The 22,905-nt window shown below is 41.6% G+C and carries 23 protein-coding genes and 1 pseudogene; 15 read left to right on the top strand and 9 right to left on the bottom strand.

What is annotated here, in order from left to right; all coding sequences use genetic code 11:
* The 8 genes from ACNAV8_RS08005 to ACNAV8_RS08040 form a co-directional block, all read left to right on the top strand.
* A partial coding sequence (locus ACNAV8_RS08005; RefSeq protein ID WP_415777538.1) for a class II aldolase/adducin family protein occupies positions 1-208 on the top strand: 208 nt, incomplete at its 5' end.
* Positions 209-367: 159 nt separating this feature from the next.
* Positions 368-2,365 carry a transketolase gene (gene tkt, locus ACNAV8_RS08010; RefSeq protein ID WP_415777539.1) on the top strand — a complete coding sequence of 666 codons (1,998 nt, stop codon included), beginning with the start codon at positions 368-370 and terminating at the stop codon, positions 2,363-2,365.
* Between the two features lie 261 nt (positions 2,366-2,626).
* Positions 2,627-4,567, top strand: a complete 1,941-nt coding sequence (gene iolD / locus ACNAV8_RS08015; RefSeq protein ID WP_415777540.1) for a 3D-(3,5/4)-trihydroxycyclohexane-1,2-dione acylhydrolase (decyclizing) — start codon at positions 2,627-2,629, stop codon at positions 4,565-4,567.
* Positions 4,568-4,594: 27 nt separating this feature from the next.
* Positions 4,595-5,491 (top strand): myo-inosose-2 dehydratase, encoded by an 897-nt coding sequence (gene iolE / locus ACNAV8_RS08020; protein ID WP_415777541.1) that lies wholly within the window; start codon positions 4,595-4,597, stop codon positions 5,489-5,491.
* A gap of 1 nt (position 5,492) precedes the next feature.
* Positions 5,493-6,500 carry an inositol 2-dehydrogenase gene (gene iolG, locus ACNAV8_RS08025; protein ID WP_415777542.1) on the top strand — a complete coding sequence of 336 codons (1,008 nt, stop codon included), beginning with the start codon at positions 5,493-5,495 and terminating at the stop codon, positions 6,498-6,500.
* 151 nt (positions 6,501-6,651) lie between these two features.
* Positions 6,652-7,290 (top strand): RICIN domain-containing protein, encoded by a 639-nt coding sequence (locus tag ACNAV8_RS08030; RefSeq protein ID WP_103855230.1) that lies wholly within the window; start codon positions 6,652-6,654, stop codon positions 7,288-7,290.
* An 11-nt stretch (positions 7,291-7,301) separates the two neighbouring features.
* The gene (locus ACNAV8_RS08035) at positions 7,302-8,129 is read left to right on the top strand and encodes a cytolethal distending toxin subunit B family protein (RefSeq protein ID WP_415777543.1); all 828 of its coding nucleotides are present in this window, start codon (positions 7,302-7,304) and stop codon (positions 8,127-8,129) included.
* Between the two features lie 9 nt (positions 8,130-8,138).
* Complete coding sequence (locus ACNAV8_RS08040; protein ID WP_103855229.1) at positions 8,139-8,711, top strand: RICIN domain-containing protein; 573 nt, start codon at positions 8,139-8,141, stop codon at positions 8,709-8,711.
* Positions 8,712-8,802: 91 nt separating this feature from the next.
* Here the strand turns inward: ACNAV8_RS08040 and ACNAV8_RS08045 are convergent, their stop codons facing one another.
* The 9 genes and pseudogenes from ACNAV8_RS08045 to ACNAV8_RS08085 form a co-directional block, all read right to left on the bottom strand.
* Positions 8,803-9,087 carry a YfcZ/YiiS family protein gene (locus ACNAV8_RS08045; RefSeq protein ID WP_415777544.1) on the bottom strand — a complete coding sequence of 95 codons (285 nt, stop codon included), beginning with the start codon at positions 9,085-9,087 and terminating at the stop codon, positions 8,803-8,805.
* 103 nt (positions 9,088-9,190) lie between these two features.
* On the bottom strand, positions 9,191-10,645 hold the full coding sequence (gnd, locus tag ACNAV8_RS08050; protein WP_103855227.1) for a decarboxylating NADP(+)-dependent phosphogluconate dehydrogenase: 1,455 nt from the start codon (positions 10,643-10,645) through the stop codon (positions 9,191-9,193).
* Positions 10,646-10,690: 45 nt separating this feature from the next.
* Entirely contained in the window at positions 10,691-11,050 is a 360-nt protein-coding gene (locus tag ACNAV8_RS08055; RefSeq protein WP_103855226.1) for a DUF1304 domain-containing protein, read from the bottom strand.
* Between the two features lies 1 nt (position 11,051).
* On the bottom strand, positions 11,052-11,360 hold the full coding sequence (locus ACNAV8_RS08060) for a nucleotidyltransferase family protein (protein ID WP_103855225.1): 309 nt from the start codon (positions 11,358-11,360) through the stop codon (positions 11,052-11,054).
* Positions 11,353-11,787, bottom strand: a complete 435-nt coding sequence (locus tag ACNAV8_RS08065; protein WP_103853546.1) for a nucleotidyltransferase substrate binding protein — start codon at positions 11,785-11,787, stop codon at positions 11,353-11,355. Before ACNAV8_RS08065 ends, ACNAV8_RS08060 begins: the two co-directional genes overlap by 8 nt.
* Before the next feature lie 49 nt (positions 11,788-11,836).
* Complete coding sequence (gene pgl, locus ACNAV8_RS08070) at positions 11,837-12,535, bottom strand: 6-phosphogluconolactonase (RefSeq protein ID WP_410683569.1); 699 nt, start codon at positions 12,533-12,535, stop codon at positions 11,837-11,839.
* 48 nt (positions 12,536-12,583) lie between these two features.
* Entirely contained in the window at positions 12,584-14,077 is a 1,494-nt protein-coding gene (zwf, locus tag ACNAV8_RS08075) for a glucose-6-phosphate dehydrogenase (RefSeq protein WP_103855224.1), read from the bottom strand.
* A gap of 70 nt (positions 14,078-14,147) precedes the next feature.
* Positions 14,148-14,954, bottom strand: a complete 807-nt coding sequence (gene cysQ, locus ACNAV8_RS08080) for a 3'(2'),5'-bisphosphate nucleotidase CysQ (protein ID WP_103855223.1) — start codon at positions 14,952-14,954, stop codon at positions 14,148-14,150.
* A 143-nt stretch (positions 14,955-15,097) separates the two neighbouring features.
* A pseudogene (locus tag ACNAV8_RS08085) lies at positions 15,098-17,101 on the bottom strand (OPT family oligopeptide transporter).
* Positions 17,102-17,242: 141 nt separating this feature from the next.
* On the opposite strand from ACNAV8_RS08085, the gene hslR reads away from it, so the two are divergent.
* From hslR to rplC, 7 genes are all read left to right on the top strand, one after another.
* Entirely contained in the window at positions 17,243-17,662 is a 420-nt protein-coding gene (gene hslR / locus ACNAV8_RS08090) for a ribosome-associated heat shock protein Hsp15 (protein WP_126370754.1), read from the top strand.
* A 147-nt stretch (positions 17,663-17,809) separates the two neighbouring features.
* Positions 17,810-18,679, top strand: a complete 870-nt coding sequence (gene hslO / locus ACNAV8_RS08095; RefSeq protein WP_103855070.1) for an Hsp33 family molecular chaperone HslO — start codon at positions 17,810-17,812, stop codon at positions 18,677-18,679.
* A 201-nt stretch (positions 18,680-18,880) separates the two neighbouring features.
* Positions 18,881-20,497 (top strand): phosphoenolpyruvate carboxykinase (ATP), encoded by a 1,617-nt coding sequence (gene pckA, locus ACNAV8_RS08100; RefSeq protein WP_103855069.1) that lies wholly within the window; start codon positions 18,881-18,883, stop codon positions 20,495-20,497.
* Positions 20,498-20,577: 80 nt separating this feature from the next.
* Positions 20,578-21,270, top strand: coding sequence for a hypothetical protein (locus ACNAV8_RS08105; RefSeq protein ID WP_103855068.1), 693 nt, complete (start codon positions 20,578-20,580; stop codon positions 21,268-21,270).
* Between the two features lie 107 nt (positions 21,271-21,377).
* The gene (gene metJ, locus ACNAV8_RS08110) at positions 21,378-21,695 is read left to right on the top strand and encodes a met regulon transcriptional regulator MetJ (RefSeq protein ID WP_103853554.1); all 318 of its coding nucleotides are present in this window, start codon (positions 21,378-21,380) and stop codon (positions 21,693-21,695) included.
* Positions 21,696-21,939: 244 nt separating this feature from the next.
* Positions 21,940-22,251: a 30S ribosomal protein S10 gene (gene rpsJ, locus ACNAV8_RS08115; RefSeq protein WP_001181005.1), complete on the top strand. Its 312-nt coding sequence runs from the start codon at positions 21,940-21,942 to the stop codon at positions 22,249-22,251.
* A gap of 16 nt (positions 22,252-22,267) precedes the next feature.
* Positions 22,268-22,897, top strand: a complete 630-nt coding sequence (gene rplC / locus ACNAV8_RS08120) for a 50S ribosomal protein L3 (protein WP_035687403.1) — start codon at positions 22,268-22,270, stop codon at positions 22,895-22,897.
* Positions 22,898-22,905 lie beyond the last annotated feature (8 nt).

Genomic DNA, 22,905 nt, shown 5'->3' on the forward strand with positions numbered 1-22,905 from the left:
CCCTGCTGTATTAGTCCATTCCCACGGCCCTTTTGCTTGGGGAACTGACTCAGATAATGCCGTACATAATGCGGTGGTGTTAGAAGAAATTGGTTATATGAATTTATTCAGTCGCCAACTCAACCCGAATTTAACGCCAATGCCGCAAGAATTATTGGATAAACATTATCTCCGTAAACACGGTAAGAATGCGTATTATGGGCAGTAGAGAAAACAATAGATAGAGAAACCAAGCAGTAATGTTTGGTTTCTTTTTGAATCACGATAAAACCTAGAAAAACTAATCAAATTAATTGCTATTTTTTCATAATAAATCGGGTAGAATAGCCAGAGTTCAGTTTTACATTTGATAATTAGGAGAACAAAAATGTCAACTCGAAGAGAATTAGCGAATGCCATTCGTTTTTTAAGTATGGATGCAGTGCAGAAAGCCAAATCAGGGCATCCGGGCGCGCCGATGGGAATGGCGGACATTGCAGAAGTATTATGGCGTGATTTTTTAGTGCATAATCCAACCAATCCAAAATGGTCAAACCGCGATAGATTTGTGTTATCAAATGGACACGGTTCAATGTTAATTTACAGCCTTTTACATTTAACGGGCTATGATTTAACCATTTCAGATTTACAACAATTCCGTCAATTACATTCCAAAACTCCAGGCCACCCAGAATATGGCTATGCACCCGGTGTGGAAACCACTACAGGGCCATTAGGTCAGGGCATTACCAACGCGGTAGGAATGGCGATTGCCGAGAAAACCTTAGCGGCACAATTTAACCGCCCAGGCCACGAGGTTATCGACCATTACACTTACGCTTTCTTAGGCGATGGTTGTTTAATGGAAGGGATTTCCCACGAAGCTTGCTCATTAGCGGGCACCTTAGGCTTAGGCAAATTAATTGCGTTCTATGATGACAACAATATTTCTATTGATGGTGAAGTGGACGGCTGGTTCACCGATAACACCAAAGAACGTTTTGAAGCCTATAACTGGCAAGTGATTGGTCAAATTGATGGACATAATCCAGAAGCCATTGCGGAAGCTATTAAACAAGCGCAAGCAGAAAAAGCGCGTCCAACCTTGATTATCTGCAAAACCACCATTGGTTTTGGCTCACCAAACAAAGCCGGCTCACACGACAGTCATGGTGCGCCATTAGGTGATGAAGAAATCGCTTTAACGCGTAAAAACTTAGGTTGGAACTATGCACCATTTGAAATCCCTGCGGAAATTTATGCGCAATGGGACGCCAAAGAAAAAGGCAAACAAGCAGAACAAGCGTGGAATGAAAAATGGACAGCATATAGCCAAGCCTATCCAGAATTAAGTGCAGAGCTTGAACGCCGTTTAAGTGGTGAATTGCCAGCAAATTGGGCGCAAGAAAGCCAAGCATTTGTTGAAAAATTACAAGCCAATCCAGCAAGCATCGCAAGCCGAAAAGCATCACAAAATGCCATTGAAGCCTATGCCCCATTATTGCCAGAGTTTTTAGGTGGTTCGGCAGATTTAGCAGGCTCAAACTTAACCTTATGGTCAGGTTCTCGCCCTATTCGTGCGACAGAAAATCAAGATGGTAACTACATCAACTACGGCGTGCGTGAATTTGGTATGTCTGCCATTATGAACGGGATTGCCTTACACGGTGGTTTCATTCCTTATGGCGCAACCTTCTTAATGTTTATGGAATATGCCCATAATGCAGTGAGAATGGCGGCGTTAATGAAACAACGCGTGCTTTTCGTTTATACCCACGATTCTATCGGCTTAGGGGAAGACGGCCCGACACACCAACCTGTGGAGCAAACGGCGTCATTACGTTTAATTCCAAATTTAGAAACGTGGCGTCCGTGTGACCAAGTGGAATCAGCGGTTGCGTGGAAAGCAGCGGTTGAGCGTAAAGATGGCCCGAGTGCGATGATTTTCAGTCGTCAAAATCTTACTCAAATGGACAGAACCCCTGCACAATTGGCTGATGTGGCGCGCGGTGGTTATATCTTAACCGATAGTGAAGGTACACCAGATTTAATCTTTATCGCAACGGGTTCTGAAGTAGAATTAGTGATGAAAGCGGCGGAGCAACTTCGTCAAGAAGGTAAAAAAATCCGTGTGGTATCAATGCCTTCCACAAACGTGTTTGACAAACAAGATGAAGCCTACCGCGAAAGCGTATTGCCAAGCAGCGTAACCAAACGTGTTGCAGTTGAAGCGGGCATTAGCGAGTTTTGGTACAAATACGTTGGCTTCGGCGGACGCATTGTGGGAATGAACAGCTTCGGCGAATCCGCTCCTGCTGGTGAATTATTCAAACTCTTCGGCTTCACCGTAGAAAACGTGGTGGCTAAAGCGAAAGAAATTTTATAATTTTCCACCGCACTTTATCTTGATAAAAACCTTGAGTTTTGGCTCAAGGTTTTTTTTGTCTGTATATAAAGTATTTGATTTATTCTGAGTTGTTTTTGTTGTTATTTTTAGCGTAATGCTTGCTAGATTTTTCAACTCTTTTTTCTCAAAATTTGATCCCTGCCACAAAAATGAAATTTATTTTTCATTTTTGTTTTATTTGAAATAAAAGTGTGATTATATAATGCAGAAATTCGTTTTTAGGGTAACGAGGAGAGAAAGATGAAAACAGTCAGACTTACAGTTGCGCAAGCCTTAGTAAAATTCTTAGATAATCAGTACGTTGAATTTGATGGCAAGGTGACGAAGTTTATTGAAGGTATCTTTGGGATCTTTGGACACGGAAATGTGCTGGGATTAGGGCAAGCACTTGAGCAAAATTTAGGCGATTTAGTCGTTCGGCAAGGACGTAATGAGCAAGGAATGGCGCACGTTGCCATCGGTTTTGCTAAACAGAAATTGCGTAAGCAAATCTATGCGTGTACATCTTCTGTGGGGCCTGGTGCGGCGAATATGATTACCGCGGCGGCAACGGCAACAGCCAACCGTATCCCTTTACTTTTATTACCAGGTGATGTGTTTGCAACACGTCAGCCTGATCCTGTGTTACAACAAATTGAGCAACCTTATGATTTAAGCATTAGTACCAATGACGCCTTCCGTGCGGTGAGTAAATATTGGGATCGAGTCAGCCGTCCGGAGCAATTAATGACAGCTTGTATTAATGCTATGCGTGTGCTGACCGATCCTGCGCAAACTGGGGCGGTAACGATTGCGTTACCGCAAGATGTGCAGGGGGAGGCTTATGATTTTCCGGAATCTTTCCTAGAAAAGCGTATTCATCGCATTGAGCGTACATTGCCGACAGAGCCAATGTTGCAAGATGCCTTGGCGTTAATCCAATCAAAGAAAAAACCACTCATTATTTGTGGTGGTGGGGTGCGTTATTCAGAGGCTGCGGAGCAATTAAAAGCCTTTGCTGAAATTTATAATATTCCTTTTGCGGAGACGCAAGCAGGTAAAAGTGCGGTGGTTTCTTCCCATTATTTGAATGTTGGTGGCGTTGGTGAAACTGGTTGTTTGTCCGCCAATTTACTTGCCAAAGAAGCCGATCTGATTATTGGTGTAGGAACAAGATATACAGATTTTACCACGTCTTCGAAATGGATTTTCCAGCACCCTGAAGTGAAATATCTCAACATCAATGTTTCTCGTTTTGATGCTTATAAATTAGATGGGGTACAAATCACCGCAGATGCGAAAGAAACTTTAGAAAAATTGACCGCACTTCTCGCATCGACAGGTTATCAAAGTGCTTGGGGAGAAGAAATTTCTCAAGCCAAACAACAGTTTGAAAAAGAGCTGGATCGTCTTTATCACCTGTCTTATAGCGAAAATGATTTTGTACCAGAAGTAGACGATAACTTAAATTGTGAAGCAGTGTTTGAAGAATTTATTAGGCTGACAAATTCACGTTTAACTCAGAGCCGGGTACTTGGCATTCTTAATGAAACATTAGGTGAAAATGATGTGATTGTTGGGGCGGCGGGAAGTTTACCTGGTGATTTGCAGCGGGTATGGCAATCGAAAGGTGTGAATACTTACCATTTAGAATATGGTTATTCTTGTATGGGCTATGAGGTGAATGCGGCGCTTGGGGTGAAATTAGCTCAGCCACAACGAGAAGTTTATGCACTGTTAGGTGATGGCTCCTATATGATGCTCCATTCTGAATTGGTTACTTCTATTCAAGAAGGTAAAAAAGTTAATGTCATATTATTTGATAATATGACCAACGGCTGTATCAACAATCTTCAAATTGGACACGGTATGGATAGCTTTGCGACAGAATTCCGTTTCAGAAATGCCGATACGAACAAGCTCAATGGCGCTTTTGTTCCAGTAGATTTTGCAATGAATGCGGCTTCTTATGGGTGTAAGACCTATCGTGTAACCACAGAGGAAGAGTTAGTCGCAGCGTTGCAAGATGCGAAAAAACAATCTGTCTCTACGCTAATTGATGTGAAAGTGTTGCCGAAAACAATGGTGCATTCTTATGGCAGTTGGTGGCACGTTGGAGTAGCAGAAGTTTCCGAAAAAGAACGAGTTCAACAGGCTTATGAAAATGCGGTGAAACGCATAAATGAAGCAAGACGTTATTAATTATTCATTGTTTAAGAAGGAAAAATTATGAAAGCTGAAAATGTAAAATTAGGGATTGCACCTATTGGCTGGACAAACGATGATTTACCTGAATTAGGTGCTGAAAATACTTTTGAGCAATGTGTGAGTGAAATGGCGCTGGCAGGCTATACCGGCTGTGAAGTAGGAAACAAATACCCGCGCGATGTTGAAGTATTGAAACACAAGCTTGATGTTCGAGGCATAGAAATTTGTAATGCTTGGTTTAGCACTTTCTTCGTGGACGGAAAAAAAGCGCAAACACTGCAAGATTTTATTAAACATCGTGATTTTTTACATGCGATGGGAGCGAAAGTGATCGGTTGTTCCGAACAAAGCCGCAGTATTCAAGGATTGCCGAAATCAATTTTTAATGAGAAAACCGTTTTCACTGATGCAGAATGGCAACTATTGGCAGAGGGTTATAATGAATTAGCCAAATTAGCCGCTGAAAAAGGAATGCGCGTGTGCTTACATCACCATATGGGAACAGGGATTCAAACACCAGAGGAAATCGATCGTTATATGTCGGTGGTAAATGATGATGTTTATCTCTTATTTGATTCAGGTCATCTGTACTATTCCGAAGGCTCTCAACAGGTAATGCTTGATGTACTAGAAAAATATATTGATCGTATTATTCACGTTCACTTGAAAGATGTTCGCGATGATGTAGTTAATGAAGTGCGGTCGAAAAATCTAAGTTTTTTAGAGGGCGTGAAAAAAGGGACATTTACTGTACCCGGTGATGGCGTGATTGATTTTAAACCTATCTTTGAAATCTTAGATAGACATAATTACAAAGGCTGGATGGTGGTAGAAGCAGAACAAGATCCTGCTGTCGCCAATCCATTTGAATATGCAGTGAAAGGTCGTAAATATATTAAAGATGTAGCAGGAGTTTAATATGATTAAAGTAGGTATTATCGGTGCTGGGCGTATTGGTCGCGTACATTCTGAAAGCATCAGCAAATATGTTAAAGGAGCAGAAATTAAAGCTATTTCTGATATTCGTGTCACTGATGAACTTCAGCAATGGGCAAAAGAAATAGGTATTCCAAATGTCTATGATGATTACCAAAAGATTCTGCAAGATCCTGAAATTGACGCTGTGTTAGTTTGTTCTTCAACCAACACTCACGCCCCAATTTCTATTGAAGCAGCGCGGGCAGGTAAGCATATTTTTTGCGAAAAACCAATTGATGCGAACGTGGAACGCATTCAAGAAGTGCTTAAAGAAGTAGAAAAGGCCGGTGTGAAATTCCAAGTGGGATTTAACCGTCGTTTTGATCATAACTTTAAAGCCATAAAACAACGTGTTGTAGCAGGAGATATTGGTGAGCCTCATTTAATTCGCGTTACCTCAAGAGATCCTGCTGCCCCCCCGATCGAATACGTTAAAGTATCAGGTGGAATGTTCTTTGATATGACAATCCACGACTTTGATATGATCCGTTATCTTTCAGGCAGTGAAGTAACAGAAGTTTATGCAGTAGGTGGAGTGCTCGTTGATCCTGCTATTGGTGAAGCTGGGGATATTGATACTGCCGTAATCACCTTGAAATTAGCTAATGGTGCCATTGGCGTGATTGATAACAGCCGTAAAGCCGTTTATGGCTATGATCAACGCGCTGAAGTATTTGGATCGAAAGGTGCGGTGCAAACGCGTAATGATACTGATTCTACAGCGATATACTCTAGTGAAGCCGGTGTTATCTCAGAAAAACCGAAATACTTCTTTTTAGAGCGTTATATGCAATCTTTCGCAGATGAAATGGCATGTTTCGTAGATTCTGTGGTGAATGATAAACCAACATTAGTCAATGGTAATGATGGTTTACAACCTGTGCGGATTGCCTTAGCTGCGAAAAAATCTTTGGAAGAGGGGCGGCCAGTACTATTGAGTGAAATTTGAATGCCTCTGTATAATTAAATAAATTGATATAAATAATGATTTATATCAGTAAATAAATAATTATTGATTTTTTAGTTTGAAGAAAAAAAGTATTTTGCGTATATTAGCCCACAATCATTAGTTTGCATATTATCCGTATTAGAGAATTTTTATGAGACGTTATATTATTTATAGTACTTGTTTGCTAACAATGTGCTGTAGCCAGACAAATGCGGAGGATACCACTAACAATTCACTGACGGATAATCCTACCCCACCTGGAGAAGTTGGTCAAGTTGTTGGTGACCTTCAGGAAAATCGCTCCACGATATCGGTGAGTGCTGCGATAAAAGGTGATCCGATGATAAGTATTATGAACAATGCTTCTGGGATTATTACGGTGTGGGCTATTGCACGAAATAATTGGCTATGGGGGTATTCTCCGTTTGATTCAAAGACATTTGGCAATTTACGAAATTGGTACATATTGAAAAATGCAAATGGTTCAGTGTCATTTCGTAATGTGAGAACTAATACTTGTATTAGTGCTTATAAAACGGGCATTATCCATACAGGGTGTAATCCAAATAGTTTAAGTCAACAATTTGATTTATTACCATTAACTAATGGTGCCGTAGCATTAAAAAATGCGGCTAATCAGGAATGTTTACGTATTCCGATGAAACGTTCAATAGTCTATATGCCAATTACTTTTACGAAATGCTTATCTGGAGAACAAACGACCATCGATCAACAATGGTTTATTATTCCGCCTATTCTTGATTCATATCCGATTCCAAGTTCTAAATAAGGGGCGAATTTATGTGGAAAAAAATCTTTTTTTCGGTGAGTATGTTACTCACTAGTATGCAAACCATGGCTAAGCTTGAGGATTTCAAAGTTGCAACATGGAATTTGCAAGGTTCTTCAGCAGCAAATGAAAATAAATGGAATGTGAGTGTTCGACAGTTGATAACCGGAGCTGGTGCGGCAGATATTTTAGCTATTCAAGAGGCAGGGGTATTGCCTAGTTCAGCCGTGATAACGAGTCGAATGGTTCAACCATCAACGATAGGTATTCCTATTCATGAATATACTTGGAATTTAGGTACAGCTTCGCGTCCAGATAACGTTTTTATTTATTATTCTCGTGTCGATGTGGGGGCTAATCGCGTTAATCTTGCCATTATCACGAGAAGACAGGCGGATGAAGTGATTATTATTCCTCCACCAACGGTGGTATCGCGTCCAATTATTGGTATTCGAATTGGTAATGATGCTTTTTTCTCCGTGCATGCGCTAGCAAGTCGTGGGGCTGATTCCGCTGCAATTGTGCGGTCAGTTTTTGATTATTTTAATAATCGACCTGAACAGCGAGCGGTGAATTGGATGATTGTGGGGGACTTTAATCGTGTTCCTTCTAATTTACAGCGTACTTTAGAAACCACAGAACCTGGAATAGCCCGACATATTAATATTATTGCGCCTACTGCTCCGACTCAACAAAGTGGAGGCACATTAGATTATGGGGTAGTTGGAAATTCTGCCAGCTTTGCTGGTACTGCGATTATTGCTTCAATTTTATTTGGTCAAATACGCAGCCAGTTGCTTTCTGATCATCGTCCGGTCGGTTTTTTCGTACCACGCTAAGGAAATATTATGATTGTTGTTCACAAATTATTAAAAATGGGTATTTTACTGATTTTTACTGTTATTGCCCCACTTAGTGAGGCTGATGCTGAAGCGGATTTTGTAGATGATATGGAACAGGTGGATCCATTGATTTCATTGCGAAGTATAGAAACTGGGGTTCCACTCAAGAATGGGCAATATAATGATGACCGAAATTTACAATGGATTATTCGTGAAGTGTTAGCTTCGGATACGATTCTCAAACAGGCTGGTATGACACAATTTAAAGTGCCAGGATTAAATCGCTGTCTTTATACCATACAAAATAGATTAATTTCCGCCAGCTGTGATGCCAAAGATACGGGATCCCTTTGGAAGATTATACCTACTGAGTTAGGTGCTGTTGAGATTAAATCAATGCGTACCAATACGTGCTTGAGTGCTGGAAAAAGTCATAGTGATTATAGATTGGCACCTTGTCAAGAAAACGAAGCAGTACGAACATCACCTAAATTATTGTGGTTTTTTGCACCTGCTGTGATGCCAGCAAAATTGTCACCAGCTTTTCCTGTGGCAGAAATTGAAGTCTCTCCTCAATAAAGATGGGCTTAAACCGTTCTCCTCTTTGAGCTGATTATATTTTCAAACTTTTTCTATGCAAAAAGTGAGAGTATTCACTCTCACTCTTTTATTAACGTAATCCTAATTCAAAAATTAATGATTCTGCTTGGCAACTAAAGGTGAAATCTGCCTTTAGCAAGAAGCGATTTTCAACTGGGATAATTTCTGCTTGAATTTGGCAGGGATCGGTTTCAGCAGCACGTGCTTTTTGGGTGAATTCTTGTAAGGCAAGATCAGCCTCGGCTTCTGTGGCATAAACACGTTCAACGTGGCTGGTGCAGTTGCTGTTGTCGATAATAGTGCCAACATCAAAGGTGTTGCAGCCTACGCATTCTACGGGATTCTCTTTTTTCATTTTATGACTCCTATTTTTTATAAATGGAAAAAGTGCGAAATTTTACACCGCACTTTATGTTATGCAAAAAAGCGATGAGAACCCCCATCGCTTGTTAGTTTAATTACACATCATAAGTAGTTGATGCTGTGTTACCGCCGCGTCCTGTCCAGTTGGTGTGGAAGAACTCACCGCGTGGTTTGTCTTTGCGTTCATAGGTGTGCGCACCGAAATAATCACGCTGTGCTTGTAAAAGATTAGCAGGCAAGTTTGCTGAGGTGTAGCCATCTAAGAAAGTGATGGCAGAGGCCATACAAGGCATTGGAATGCCCACTTCAATGGATTTCGCTACCACTTTACGCCAATCGCCCAAGGCATTTTCCAAGATGTTTTTGAAGTATGGATCTGAGCCTAAGAAAATCAGATCTGGGTTAGCTTCATAAGCATCACGAATATTGCCTAAGAAACGGCTACGAATGATACAACCTTCACGCCATAATAAGGCCGTTGCGCCGTAGTTAATGTTCCAACCAAAGTTTTCTGATGCTTCACGGATCAACATAAAGCCTTGTGCGTATGAGATAATTTTTGACGCAAGCAGGGCTTTGCGTACTGCTTCGATCCAAACTTGTTTATCCCCTTCCACGGGTTGAATGGTTTTGTGGAATAATTTTGCTGCGGCAACACGTTGATCTTTAAATGAAGACACGCAACGGGCAAACACAGATTCGGTGATTAAGGTTAATGGAATACCGAAATCGAGGGCGTTGATCCCCGTCCATTTACCTGTCCCTTTTTGTCCTGCGGTGTCTAAGATTTTTTCTACCAATGGTTCGCCATCGGCATCTTTATAACCAAGAATATCGGTGGTGATGTCGATTAAATAGCTATCCAGCTCGGTTTTTTTCCATTCAGCGAAGATTTTTTGCATTTCATCATAGCTTAAGCCTAAACCGTCTTTTAAGAATTGATAGGCTTCACAGATAAGTTGCATATCGCCGTATTCAATGCCGTTATGCACCATTTTCACGAAATGGCCCGCACCTTCTTGACCAACCCAATCACAGCAAGGTTCGCCTTTGTCTGTTTTGGCAGAGATCGCTTGTAGGATAGGTTTTACATAAGGCCAAGCTTCTGCGTTACCACCCGGCATAATAGAAGGCCCGTGTCTTGCTCCCTCTTCACCGCCAGATACGCCAGCACCCACAAAGCGAATGCCTTTTTCCGCCAATTCTTTCACGCGACGATTGGTGTCTGGATAGTTTGAGTTTCCACCATCAATAATGATGTCGCCTTCTTCTAAATAAGGTAGTAAAGCGTTGATAAACTGATCAACCACTTCACCCGCACGCACCATCAACATTACTTTGCGTGGTTTTTCTAATTTGTTTGCCAGATCTTCTAAGGAATAGGCACCGATAATATTTGTGCCTTTCGCTGGCCCTTCTAAGAACTCGTCCACTTTTGAAGTGGTACGGTTATACGCCACCACTTTAAAGCCGTGGTCGTTCATATTTAAAATTAAGTTTTGTCCCATTACCGCTAAACCGATAACGCCGATATCGCCTTTTACTGACATTGTTTTCTCCTGTGTAATCATTGCGAAAATTGTTTTATATGTTTCCTAGCTTAATATATAAGCAATGAAAGCTAAGATTGCAGGTAATCCCTGCTTGATTAAAATACTGTGGTTTCTTGCTGTTGCGGCACCAAAAATGGCTGCAAGAATGATACAACCTAGCAAGAAATAAATCATTGCCACATTTTGAGTGAGCTGAGCGAAAATCAACCCTGCGGCAAGGAAACCGTTATATAGCCCTTGATTGGCAAACAAGACTTTCACTTTCTTTTGAGTGATAAAACGCTCTTCAAGGTTAAAAATTCGTTTTGCACTCTTGCTTTCAATGGCAAATATTTCTAAATAAAGAATATAAAAATGCTCTATAGCAACGAAATAAAGTAAGAGCGTTGCGAGAATGAGCATTCTATTTTTTATCTCCTGCTTGAATAATTTCCGATTTCTGCAAAATAATTTGCTGAAATTCTGCCGATGTTGTAGCCCAATCCACAATATCCACTTGCCAAGGTAAATCACTTTCTGAAAACGCATTTTCGACTTCACATAGCGTTCTTAAAGAAAGGGGCTGTGTTGTCATTACCACCAAATCAAGATCTGAAAAAGGGCGAGCCGTGCCTTTTACTCTTGAGCCAAAAGCTCGCACTTCATATTCACTCAAATAAGTGCGGAGGATTTTTTCCACAATTTCAAGATGTTGGGGTTGAATATCAATCATCGTTATTACGCTGTTGTAACTGGCTGAGCAAGTTTTTGGCAGAAGCTAAAAAGCCGATCATTTGTTCATAAACTTGCTGAGCCTTATTTTGATCGTAAGTGTGCGAGGTGATGTTTCGCATTTTACGATAGAGCAGCCAATCCTCCACTTGCTCAATCAAGCCTGCTTTGGCACTCAAACGCAAAATATCACGGAAATCTGCACTGTCAATTTCATCGGGAGCTTCGGCGATCAGCTTTAATTGGCGTTTCATCATCTTGATACTTAGCTCATAAACAAATTCAAATTTTTGAATGCAACCAGCGATAAGGGTGTCTTGCACAATGTTTTCTTGTGTGGCAAACCATTGCTTATCCGCCAGTTTGGCTAAGGTCATTTCAAGTGAGTTAAACGCTTTTTCTAACGCTGAAAGATCCAGTTGTTCCATTTATTTTCCCAATAAAAATTCCTAAAAAAATCACCGCACTTTCATTTTATTACAACAACTTCGCCGCGTCTTTATCCAAATACCATTCCGTTACGCCATTTTTTGCTTTGATTTTCGCCGCGGGGTAAGGCAGATTTTCCGCCGGTGTGCTTTGGATTTCTTTTAAAATTTCCGCTTTTGCCGCACCGGTTACCAAATAGGTAATGCGTTTAGCTTGCTCAAGCAATTTGGCAGTTTTGGAAATTCGCACTTGCCCTGTTTCTGGGTGTTTGGCGATCACCGCTAAATTCTCGTCATCAAAATTGGTTTGATGTGGGAATAATGAGGCGGTATGCCCGTCTGCGCCCATTCCTAAAATAATCCAATCAAATTCTCCGTTCGGCACGACTTCTGCCAGTTCATTTTGGAAGCGCGCGAGTTCCTGCTCCACCGGGGCTTCACCACGAATGCGGTGAATGTTTTCTGCTGGAATTTCAATATGATCGAACAATAATTTTTGCACTTCGCCATAATTGCTTTCCGGATCAGAAGGGGCAACCATACGATCATCGCCCCACCAGAAATGCAAGTTTTTCCATTGGATAGCTTGGTTGTACGGTGCGGCTGCCAAGGTTTTAAACAAAAGTTTTGGAGTGCTGCCGCCTGAAAGTGAAATATGCACAGGACGACCTTCAAGGCTGTATTGCTTGAGTTCTTCAGCGATTTTTTCCACCGCACTTTGTGCATTTTCAAAAATAACGTTGTTCATTCTGTTCTCCGAAGATCCCCTAGCTCCCGTAAGAGCGGGGGGATTGGGTTAGACTTTTTTCTTCATTAAACCACTTGGTTTACGCCAAACGCGCCCTGTGCGAGCAATCAGTTTATCCGCTTCTGTTGGCCCCCAAGTGCCGGCTTCGTAATCGTAAATACGGCCGCGCGCGGCTTTGTAATCCAAAATCGGCTGCACAAATTTCCAGCAGGCGTGTACGGCATCAGTACGCGCGAATAGGGTAGCATCACCTTTCATTGCATCAAGCAATAAACGGTCGTAAGCGCTTAATAAACTTGGTTGCGCTAGATCCGCATAGCGGAAATCCATTGACACTTCTTTGGCTTCGAAGCCCGCACCTGGTTTTTTCAAGCCGAAACGCATTGAAATGCCTTCATCAGGTTGAATGCGAATGATCAATTTGTTTTCTGGCGCATTTTGGCTGAATACTGGGTGTGGTGTGGTTTTAAAATGAATCACCACTTCTGTTACGCGTGCAGGTAAGCGTTTTCCGGTACGTACATAAAATGGCACACCCGCCCAACGCCAGTTGTCAATTTCGCAACGCAACGCCATATAGGTTTCCGTATTGGAATCTGGCGGCACGCCTTTTTCTTCAAGATAGCCTTTCACTTCTTTGCCATCAATGAAACCGCGTGTGTATTGCCCGAGTACGAGATTGTTTTTCACGTCTTCTTCGCTTAATGGGTGTAAGCAATGTAGCACTTTCGCCACTTCATCACGCATTGAATCGGCGTTAATAATCGCAGGCGGTTCCATTGCGATCATCGCCAACACTTGCAATAAGTGGTTTTGGAACATATCACGCATTGCGCCAGAACCGTCATAATAGCCACCACGCTCTTCTACACCAAGTTTTTCAGCCCCAGTGATCTCAATATAATCAATGAAGTTGCGGTTCCATAAAGGTTCAAATAAGCCGTTAGAAAAACGCAACACCAACAGGTTTTGCACGGTTTCTTTACCAAGATAATGGTCGATACGGTAAATTTGATGCTCTTCAAAGAAACGGTGGATTTGAATATCTAAGGTTTTGGCTGTTTTAATGTCGTAACCAAAAGGTTTTTCCACGATTAGACGCTTCCAGCCCTGTTCTTCGGTATTTAAACCGTGTGCAGCAAGGCATTCTGGAATCACTCCATAGAGGCTTGGCGGTGTGGACATATAATAAAGCGTGTTGCCTTCGGTGTGATATTTTTCGTGTAATTCTGCTAAACGCGGCACCAGTTTGCCATAATCTTTCGCATCAGAAGTGTTGATGGTTTGGTAATACAGATGGCTACAAAAATGCTCAAGCATCTCGCCTTCCGCTTTTTCCGTTTTGATCAATGCCTGACGCATTTTTTCACGGAATTGCTCATCGGTCATTTCTGTTCTTGCTACGCCTAGCACGGAAAAATCTTCCGCTAAACGCCCGAGTTTATATAAATTGTACAGTGCGGGGATTAATTTACGGTGGGTTAAATCGCCCGAAGCCCCAAAAATCACGATACAGTTTTTTTCTGCGTTGAGGTTTGTCATATGATTGCTATCCATTTTTAAAAGAGTGGTAATAATATGCCCAAATTTGGCAAATTACCAATAGTTCTCATTAATTAAATTGAAAGATGTTGTGCCAGTTTAACTGCGCGTCTGCCACCATCACAAAATCAGGGTTCACCAAGGTTTCCCGCTGATTATAAGTGAGTGGCTGGAAATGCGGATCAAAAATTTTGCCGCCCATTTCCGCTAAAATAATTTCTGCCGCGGCGGTATCCCACTCGCCTGTTTCCCCTAAGCGCACATAACAATCTGCCGTGCCTTCTGCCACCAAGGCGCTTTTAATGCCGCTCGAGCCGATAATCTGAAACTCGTATTGAAAATTTGGATTTAAAATCGACCGTACTTTGTTTTTTGCGGAATATGAGCCAACGGCAATGCGAATAGGGTGGTTAAGATTAACAGGTTGTTTTTCAAGTGCGGTGGTTTTTTGCGGCGTTTTTTTGTATGCCCCTGCGCCTTGTAGCGCATAATAGGTATGCTGTGATTGCGGTGAATGAATCACCCCAAGCACCGGGCGATGTTGATGCACCAAGGCAATTAAAACAGAAAAATTCCCAGTGCGATTAATAAATTGTTGCGTACCATCTAAGGGATCGACCAGCCAATATGTTTGCCACTGTTTCCGTTCAGCAAAGGGAATTTTGCAATTTTCTTCCGATAAAACAGGAATCTCGGGCGTTAAGGCGGTGAGTTTTTCAATTAAAAATTGGCTGACAAAAAGATCCGCTTCGGTAACCGGCGTGTTATCTGCCTTGAGCTGCGGACGGATATTTTTTCCATAAAAACGATTAAGATGACCGCCCGCCTGCTCAGCAATTACCAACACGGATTGCAGTAAAGAAGAATCGAATAACAAAGTGGCCGCCCAAGTGATGAAACAATGGCACAAAGTATAGCAAAGGGGGGAGTAAAGGCAAGGGTGAAAGTGGGAAAAGAAAAAGGGGCAATTGCCCCTTTATTATTCACAAAATAATGAGATATTAAAGTGCGGTGTAATTTTTAGTCTTTTTTCGCACGCAATACACGAAGGGCGTAAATCACCACGCCAGCAAGGAACACCGTTAAACCTAGCCATTCGGCGGTGCTGTCCCAGTTTTCTAATGAAAGCGCAAGCGGCGCGTCTGAGCCACCAGAAGTCACAGAGGCAGCGATGATAAAGGCGAGAATCACGCCGATTAAGCTTTCCCCTACGATTAAACCCGCCGCAAATAACGTGCCATAGCGTTCTGCTTTTTTCTTCACATCATCAACATTTTTGCCGTTGCGTTGTGCAGAAGTCGTTAAGTGTCGATTAATAAACCAAGACAGTACCGCACCAATGACGATAGGCATATTTACAACTGGAGGTAAATAAATCCCCATTCCCACAGCGAGGGCAGGCAGGGCAAAGCGATTTTGGCTGGCTTTTTTCAATAGCGTATCAATGATGATGAGGGCTAAGCCTAATCCGATCCCCATAAAGATATAACGCCATTCTAAATTGCTGGAGAAAATGCCCGTTGCGATGGTGGTCATTAAAGTGGTTTGTGGGGCCGAAAGGGCTTGGCTTGGATCCATATCGGCACGCGGCAATGCTCCTGTAAAGCCATAAGCGTGATACAGAATTTCTAGCACCGGTGCGATCACTAAGGCACCGACCACACAGCCAATAATCAATGCCACTTGCTGACACCAAGGGGTAGCGTGAACCAGTAATCCTGTTTTTAAATCTTGCAAATTATCATTGGAAATAGCCGCGGTGGTAACCACAATCGAGCCGGAGAAAATGGTGAGTGCGGTTAAAAATTTCATTCCTTCCGTGCTGTCGATTAAGCCCGTGATTTTGCCTAATAGCATTAAAGTGAGGGAAATTAGCACCACGGAAATAATCCCAATGCCTGAGATTGGGCTAGATGATGATCCTACAAGCCCTGCCATATAACCACAGGCTGCGGCAACGAAAAAGCCGATAAACACAGCTAAAAAGGTACACACAATGACGAATAATAAGGCATATTCTGTGGCAATCGGTGCTTGCGCAATGAAGTGGTGAAGTGCCACCATAATCAAGGCGATTGCGGCGATTGTGATATAAATCAAGCTGTGTGCGATCATTGGTTTGCGCAGAGGGATCTTTTAATGCGCGGAAAGATTGCGCCATTCCTTGGATCATTGGTTTCATTAACACCAGCAATGTCCAAATTGCTGCAATGCCGATGGTTCCCACGCCAATAAAGCGCACCTTGCTTTTCCAAATGCCCATTGCATAGTTCACCATATCGGCGTCCATAGGCATTGGCGAGGTGCTAGTGAAATAAGGCACTGCAACGCCCCAAGTGAGGAAAATTCCCACTAAAATGGCGATACCCCCTACAATTCCCACTAAATAACCCGCCCCTAATAAGGCAAGAGAGAAGCCCATTGGCACTTGGAAAACGGCATTTCCTCCTTTAAACCATAGGCTTGTGCCATCGGCAATCAGGCGTAAACCGTTAGTGGCAAAGCTCACCACAGCGGCAATCACACCACCTGTTGCGATCTCTTTAATGCCGCTATCGCCTTTTCCTTCTTCGTGGTTGCCGGCTTTGAGAATTTCCGCGGCGGCAACGCCTTCTGGATAAGGCAGATCACTTTTCGCTACCATCACTTGGCGTAATGGCACGGTGAAAATCACCCCTAAAATTCCCCCGCGGCACAAATTAACAAGGTTTGCCAGAAAGGGAAATCTTGCCAATAGCCCATCATCAACAAACCCGGGATCACAAAAATCACCGAAGAAAGTGTACCTGCTGCGGAGGCTTGGGTTTGTACCATATTATTTTCTAAGATATTTGAACCCGAAAACATTTTCAGCACCGCCATTGAAATCACGGCGGCTGGAATTGAAGAGGCAAAAGTTAGCCCTACTTTTAGCCCAAGATAAACATTTGATGCGGTGAAAATCACCGTAATTAACGCCCCTAAGAGCATTCCCCGAAAGGTTAGCTCTTTTAAACTGGGCGAATTTGGTATTGTCGTTTGCATAATTTTCCTCAATTTAGTTATGAAAATGCTTCATTCTATCTGAATTTTGTTAGATCGGATCAAATTTTTGTCTAAATCTTGCCTAATGGCATAAAATACGGAAAAAACTACCGCACTTTAAAAATAAGAGGAAAAAGCAAAATGGCAAAAAATTCTGCAAAGCAACGAGATAATAAAGAAGATAATGAGGTTCGCTTGGACAAATGGCTGTGGGCGGCACGTTTTTATAAAACTCGCACCATTGCGAAAGAAATGATTGACGGCGGTAAGGTGCATTATAACAACCAGCGTACCAAGCCGAATAAAACGGTGGAAGTGGGAGCGTTGATTAAATTACGCCAAGGCAATGAGGAAAAAGAAGTGCAAGTGCTTGCTCTTTCCACCCAACGCCGCGGCGCACCAGAGGCGCAGTTGTTGTATCAAGAAACAGCGCAAAGTGTGGAGAAGCGGGAGAAATGGGCGATTGCGCGTAAAAATAATGCTCTTTCAATGCCAAATCCTGAACGCCGTCCAAATAAAAAAGAGCGACGAGATTTGCTTAAGTTTAAATATCAGGATTGATCTTGTGATCGGCAAAATCGTCCCAATATTAAGCCCATTGCCAAGTTGAGTGTGAGCATCGTGGGGAACATATTCCTAAAGGTGAAATCTATTCTTTTCTTAATCCACTCAGCAAATGGCGTAACCTAAAGATTTATTGAGGACAAAATGACATATCAAGCAGACAACGACAAACTTTACCGTTATCTATTTAAAAACCGTGCTGTACGCGGTGAATGGGTACGCTTAAACCAAAGTTTTAAAGACACCTTAAACCCCCATCATTATCCGAAAGTGGTGCAAAATTTATTGGGCGAAATGATGGTGGCGACCAGTCTTTTAACCGCAACGCTAAAATTTAACGGCAGCATTACCGTGCAAATTCAAGGGGACGGCCCGCTCTCTTTGGCTTTAGTGAATGGTTCTGATGATCAAAAAATGCGTGCGCTAGCCCGTTTACAAGGGGAAGTGCGTGATGATATGAACCTAAGCGAAATGATTGGCAAAGGGGTATTAGTGATCACCATCACGCCAAATGAAGGCGAGCGTTATCAGGGCGTGATTGGTTTAGATAAACCAACGATTACGGAATGTTTAGAAGATTATTTCGTGCGTTCTGAGCAGTTGCAAACCCAGTTAATTATCCGTACAGGCGAATTTAATGGCGAACCTGTGGCAGCAGGAATGTTATTGCAAGTGATGCCAGATGGCGTGGGCGAAGAAGGGGATTTTGAGCATCTTGCTACTCTTACGGCGACGGTAAAAGATGAAGAAATCTTTGGCCTAAGCGCAGAGGAAATGCTTTACCGTTTATATCACGAAGAAACCGTGGAAATTTACCCTGCACAAAATGTGGAATTTTTCTGTGGTTGCACCCAAGAACGCTCAGGCGGTGCATTGCTATTATTACCAGAAAACGAAATTGACGAAATTCTCGCCGAACACAACGGCAGCATCGATATGCAATGCGAATGTTGTGGCACGCATTATTTCTTTAATAAAGAAGCCATTGAAAAATTGCGTGATTCCGCACAATAATTTGATTAGCACGAACTTCGGTTCGTGCTTTTTTATTTCTCTTCCCGCTCTCTTTTCCTTGATTCACATCACAAAACTTAACTATTTTGAGTAATGGAATGGTTTTTTTCTGATTTTGAGATCTACCTAACATTTTTTTTTTCGTACTTCACATAGAATACCGCTATCTTTTTTAATATTAACTTAATTGAGGTATATCTTATGACTGACGTAAAAAAACTAGTGGCAGAATTGGGTAACTTGGGTATTTATGATGTAAAAGATGTGGTGTATAACCCAAGTTATGAGCAGCTTTTTGAGGAAGAAACTAAGGAAGGTTTAGAAGGCTTTGAGAAAGGAACGGTTACCCAATCTGGTGCTGTTGCGGTGGATACAGGGATTTTCACAGGTCGTTCACCGAAAGATAAATACATCGTATTAGATGAGAAAACCAAAGATACCGTGTGGTGGACAAGCGATGCGGCGAAAAACGATAACAAGCCTATGAACCAAGCCACTTGGCAAAGTTTAAAAGAGTTAGTGACTAAACAGCTTTCAGGCAAACGTCTATTTGTGGTGGACGCATTCTGTGGTGCGAACCCAGATACTCGCTTAGCCGTGCGTATTATTACAGAAGTGGCGTGGCAAGCGCACTTTGTAACTAATATGTTTATTCGTCCGTCAGCGGCAGAATTAGAAAACTTCAAGCCTGATTTTGTGGTAATGAATGGTTCAAAAGTAACCAATCCAAATTGGAAAGAACAAGGCTTAAATTCTGAAAACTTTGTGGCGTTTAACATCACAGAAGGTATTCAATTAATCGGTGGTACTTGGTACGGCGGCGAAATGAAAAAAGGTATGTTCTCAATGATGAACTATTTCCTTCCGCTTAAAGGTATTGCATCAATGCATTGTTCCGCGAACGTGGGTGAAGATGGTGATGTTGCGGTGTTCTTCGGCTTATCAGGCACAGGTAAAACCACCCTTTCAACGGATCCAAAACGCCAATTAATCGGTGATGATGAACACGGTTGGGACGATGACGGAGTATTCAACTACGAAGGTGGTTGCTATGCGAAAACCATCAAACTTTCTGAAGAAAGCGAGCCAGATATTTATCGTGCGATTAAACGTGATGCCTTGTTAGAAAACGTGGTGGTGCGTGCAGATGGTTCAGTGGATTATGATGACGGTTCAAAAACCGAAAATACCCGTGTTTCTTACCCAATCTACCACATTGAAAACATTGTAAAACCAGTTTCTAAAGCAGGCCACGCGAAAAAAGTGATCTTCTTAACGGCTGATGCGTTCGGTGTGTTACCGCCAGTGGCAAAATTAACGCCAGAGCAAACGAAATACTACTTCTTATCTGGCTTCACCGCAAAATTAGCGGGAACAGAACGTGGTATTACTGAGCCAACGCCAACTTTCTCAGCCTGTTTTGGCGCGGCATTCTTATCACTTCACCCAACGCAATATGCAGAAGTATTAGTGAAACGTATGGAAGCCGCTGGCGCAGAAGCCTACCTTGTGAATACAGGTTGGAACGGCACAGGCAAACGTATCTCAATTAAAGATACTCGTGGCATTATTGACGCAATTTTAGATGGCTCAATTGATAAAGCGGAAATGTCTGAGTTGCCAATCTTCAACTTAGCCATTCCAAAAGCTTTGCCAGGGGTTGATCCTGCAATTTTAGATCCGCGTGATACTTATGCAGACAAGGCACAATGGCAAGCAAAAGCGGAAGACTTAGCAAACCGCTTTGTGAAAAACTTTGAAAAATATGCGACCAACGAAGAAGGTAAAGCCTTAATCGCAGCAGGGCCAAAAGCTTAATCATATAAAAATTACGAAAATTTACACCGCACTTAGGGGGCGTAAAACTGAAGTGCGGTGTTTTTTATATTGGAGGAATAATGGAACTAAAAGAACTATTAGATGTTTTTCATAAACTTATTCAGGATAAGGAAATCACGATAGTTTTTCTGGGGATTATTGTATATATCATACATATTTTATTTAAAATGGACTATATAAAGGAATATATTTCTTATCTGAGAAGAAATAAATTGGAAAGATTTGAGGACAGTCTGAATTTAGCAGAGGGGTATCCAGAAATTTGTTCTCTAATCCGTGAGAAAAGGCTAGAGTATTCCCTCTCAAAATCATTGAAAGTGAGAGCAGAGTTTAGGCGTATAGAGGCTTTAGTTAAGCTTTATTATAGTCTAGATAGGAAATATACATTCAATAGATTAATAAAGATGTCAAGGTATTTAAAATTGTGCGATGATGGGAAAATGGAAGTAAGCATAAATAAAGTAGATAGATTTGGTTATTGGTTCAATAATCTGTTTGGGTGGGGGGTATTAGGGATAGCTATTTTTATGCTTTGTTATGTTTTTATTCTTAATATGTTCTTTGATGGGGGAGAGCTCTCTAATGCAGATACTATTATTCTTACCATCCTGGGAACAGGTCTTTCATTTTTAGGTTTGGTAATCGTATCAGATAATATCCCATATGAAAATGCAAGAAAATTACAAAATGAACTTAGTAGCTCTTCTGATTCAACTTCTCAGCAAACAAAACATGAACAAGTAGAAACCTGATACTTTTATTTATACAGCCTGATCTAACTGCCTTAATGTCTAGATTGTGATTTCAGTAATTTTTCATTAGAATAAGCACAATTTTTGTGGAGATTTAAGGTGTCATTATGGCAAATTGGGACGGTAAATATATTAGCCCTTATGCAGAGCACGGTAAGAAGAGTGAGCAAGTAAAGAAGATTACGGTATCTATTCCAATTAAGGTGCTGGAAATTTTAACCAATGAGCGGACAAGACGTCAGCTCAAAAATTTACGCCACGCAACAAATAGTGAGTTATTGTGTGAGGCATTTTTGCACGCATTTACAGGGCAGCCATTACCGACCGATGAAGATTTGTTAAAAGAACGCCACGATGAAATTCCTGAGCAGGCAAAAGATATTATGCGTGAACTAGGGATTAATCCTGAGAAGTGGGAATACTAAATTTCAGATTTTGCTGAGAAATAGGTTGCAATTCCTAGTTGAGCTAAGTATAATCCACAAGCTTTCTTAGAAAGCCCTTTGATGTAATCATTTATTAAAGGCGTGTTACAGATTTTGTAATACATAAAATGTTCCCGATTGGGGGACTATAATATTAGGTTACTGCACTTCCCTTTCAATGAAGTTTATGAAAGGTGATGGTGTCAGTTTTATTTTAGCTAAAAATTATTGGAGCTCTGGTCTAATGCAGAACCAAAGAATCCGTATCCGCTTAAAAGCTTTTGATCATCGTTTGATCGATCAATCTACAGCGGAGATCGTAGAAACAGCTAAACGTACTGGCGCACAAGTTCGTGGTCCAATTCCTTTACCAACGCGTAAAGAACGTTTTACCGTGTTGATTTCTCCACACGTTAATAAAGACGCTCGTGACCAATACGAAATTCGTACACACAAACGTTTAGTAGATATCGTAGAACCAACAGAAAAAACTGTTGATGCATTAATGCGTTTAGATTTGGCTGCCGGCGTTGACGTGCAGATCAGCCTAGGTTAATTAAGAGGTTATGACAATGATTGGTTTAGTCGGTCGTAAAGTTGGTATGACTCGTATCTTCAATGAAGATGGTGTGTCTGTACCAGTTACTGTTATCGAAATCCAAGCAAACCGTGTAACTCAAGTTAAAACTCTTGAAAACGATGGCTATACTGCAATTCAAGTTACTACTGGTTCTAAAAAAGCGAGCCGTGTAACTAAGCCTGAAGCAGGCCATTTCGTGAAAGCAGGTGTTGAAGCTGGTCGCGGTTTATGGGAATTTCGTACAACTGAAGGTGAAGAATTCACTTTAGGTCAAGAAATTAATGTTGACATCTTTGCAGATGTTAAAAAAGTTGATGTTACTGGTACATCTAAAGGTAAAGGTTTCCAAGGTGGTGTTAAACGTTGGAATTTCCGTACTCAAGATGCAAGCCACGGTAACTCTTTATCACATCGTGTACTTGGTTCTATTGGTCAAAACCAAACTCCAGGTCGTGTGTTTAAAGGTAAAAAAATGGCTGGACACTTAGGTGCTGAGCGTGTAACCGTTCAATCACTTGAAGTTGTTCGTGTAGATGCTGAGCGTAATTTATTATTAGTTAAAGGTTCTGTACCTGGTGCAACTAATAGTGATGTTATCGTTAAACCAGCAGTTAAAGCATAAGTCTAGGA

It is taken from the genome of Avibacterium endocarditidis (assembly GCF_965138825.1).
In the GTDB taxonomy this organism is placed as follows: domain Bacteria; phylum Pseudomonadota; class Gammaproteobacteria; order Enterobacterales; family Pasteurellaceae; genus Avibacterium; species Avibacterium endocarditidis.

What these genes read in the sequence shown, in the direction of transcription:
- zwf (WP_103855224.1), bottom strand. Translation starts at nt 14,077, where the DNA reads ATGACAAACCTCAACGCAGAAAAAAACTGTATCGTGATTTTTGGGGCT.
- hslO (WP_103855070.1), top strand. Translation starts at nt 17,810, where the DNA reads ATGACATATCAAGCAGACAACGACAAACTTTACCGTTATCTATTTAAA.
- hslR (WP_126370754.1), top strand. Translation starts at nt 17,243, where the DNA reads ATGGCAAAAAATTCTGCAAAGCAACGAGATAATAAAGAAGATAATGAG.
- gnd (WP_103855227.1), bottom strand. Translation starts at nt 10,645, where the DNA reads ATGTCAGTAAAAGGCGATATCGGCGTTATCGGTTTAGCGGTAATGGGA.
- pgl (WP_410683569.1), bottom strand. Translation starts at nt 12,535, where the DNA reads ATGAACAACGTTATTTTTGAAAATGCACAAAGTGCGGTGGAAAAAATC.
- ACNAV8_RS08060 (WP_103855225.1), bottom strand. Translation starts at nt 11,360, where the DNA reads ATGATTGATATTCAACCCCAACATCTTGAAATTGTGGAAAAAATCCTC.
- ACNAV8_RS08065 (WP_103853546.1), bottom strand. Translation starts at nt 11,787, where the DNA reads ATGGAACAACTGGATCTTTCAGCGTTAGAAAAAGCGTTTAACTCACTT.
- ACNAV8_RS08040 (WP_103855229.1), top strand. Translation starts at nt 8,139, where the DNA reads ATGATTGTTGTTCACAAATTATTAAAAATGGGTATTTTACTGATTTTT.
- iolG (WP_415777542.1), top strand. Translation starts at nt 5,493, where the DNA reads ATGATTAAAGTAGGTATTATCGGTGCTGGGCGTATTGGTCGCGTACAT.
- iolE (WP_415777541.1), top strand. Translation starts at nt 4,595, where the DNA reads ATGAAAGCTGAAAATGTAAAATTAGGGATTGCACCTATTGGCTGGACA.
- ACNAV8_RS08030 (WP_103855230.1), top strand. Translation starts at nt 6,652, where the DNA reads ATGAGACGTTATATTATTTATAGTACTTGTTTGCTAACAATGTGCTGT.
- ACNAV8_RS08035 (WP_415777543.1), top strand. Translation starts at nt 7,302, where the DNA reads ATGTGGAAAAAAATCTTTTTTTCGGTGAGTATGTTACTCACTAGTATG.
- ACNAV8_RS08045 (WP_415777544.1), bottom strand. Translation starts at nt 9,087, where the DNA reads ATGAAAAAAGAGAATCCCGTAGAATGCGTAGGCTGCAACACCTTTGAT.
- ACNAV8_RS08055 (WP_103855226.1), bottom strand. Translation starts at nt 11,050, where the DNA reads ATGCTCATTCTCGCAACGCTCTTACTTTATTTCGTTGCTATAGAGCAT.
- rpsJ (WP_001181005.1), top strand. Translation starts at nt 21,940, where the DNA reads ATGCAGAACCAAAGAATCCGTATCCGCTTAAAAGCTTTTGATCATCGT.
- pckA (WP_103855069.1), top strand. Translation starts at nt 18,881, where the DNA reads ATGACTGACGTAAAAAAACTAGTGGCAGAATTGGGTAACTTGGGTATT.
- ACNAV8_RS08105 (WP_103855068.1), top strand. Translation starts at nt 20,578, where the DNA reads ATGGAACTAAAAGAACTATTAGATGTTTTTCATAAACTTATTCAGGAT.
- metJ (WP_103853554.1), top strand. Translation starts at nt 21,378, where the DNA reads ATGGCAAATTGGGACGGTAAATATATTAGCCCTTATGCAGAGCACGGT.
- rplC (WP_035687403.1), top strand. Translation starts at nt 22,268, where the DNA reads ATGATTGGTTTAGTCGGTCGTAAAGTTGGTATGACTCGTATCTTCAAT.
- iolD (WP_415777540.1), top strand. Translation starts at nt 2,627, where the DNA reads ATGAAAACAGTCAGACTTACAGTTGCGCAAGCCTTAGTAAAATTCTTA.
- tkt (WP_415777539.1), top strand. Translation starts at nt 368, where the DNA reads ATGTCAACTCGAAGAGAATTAGCGAATGCCATTCGTTTTTTAAGTATG.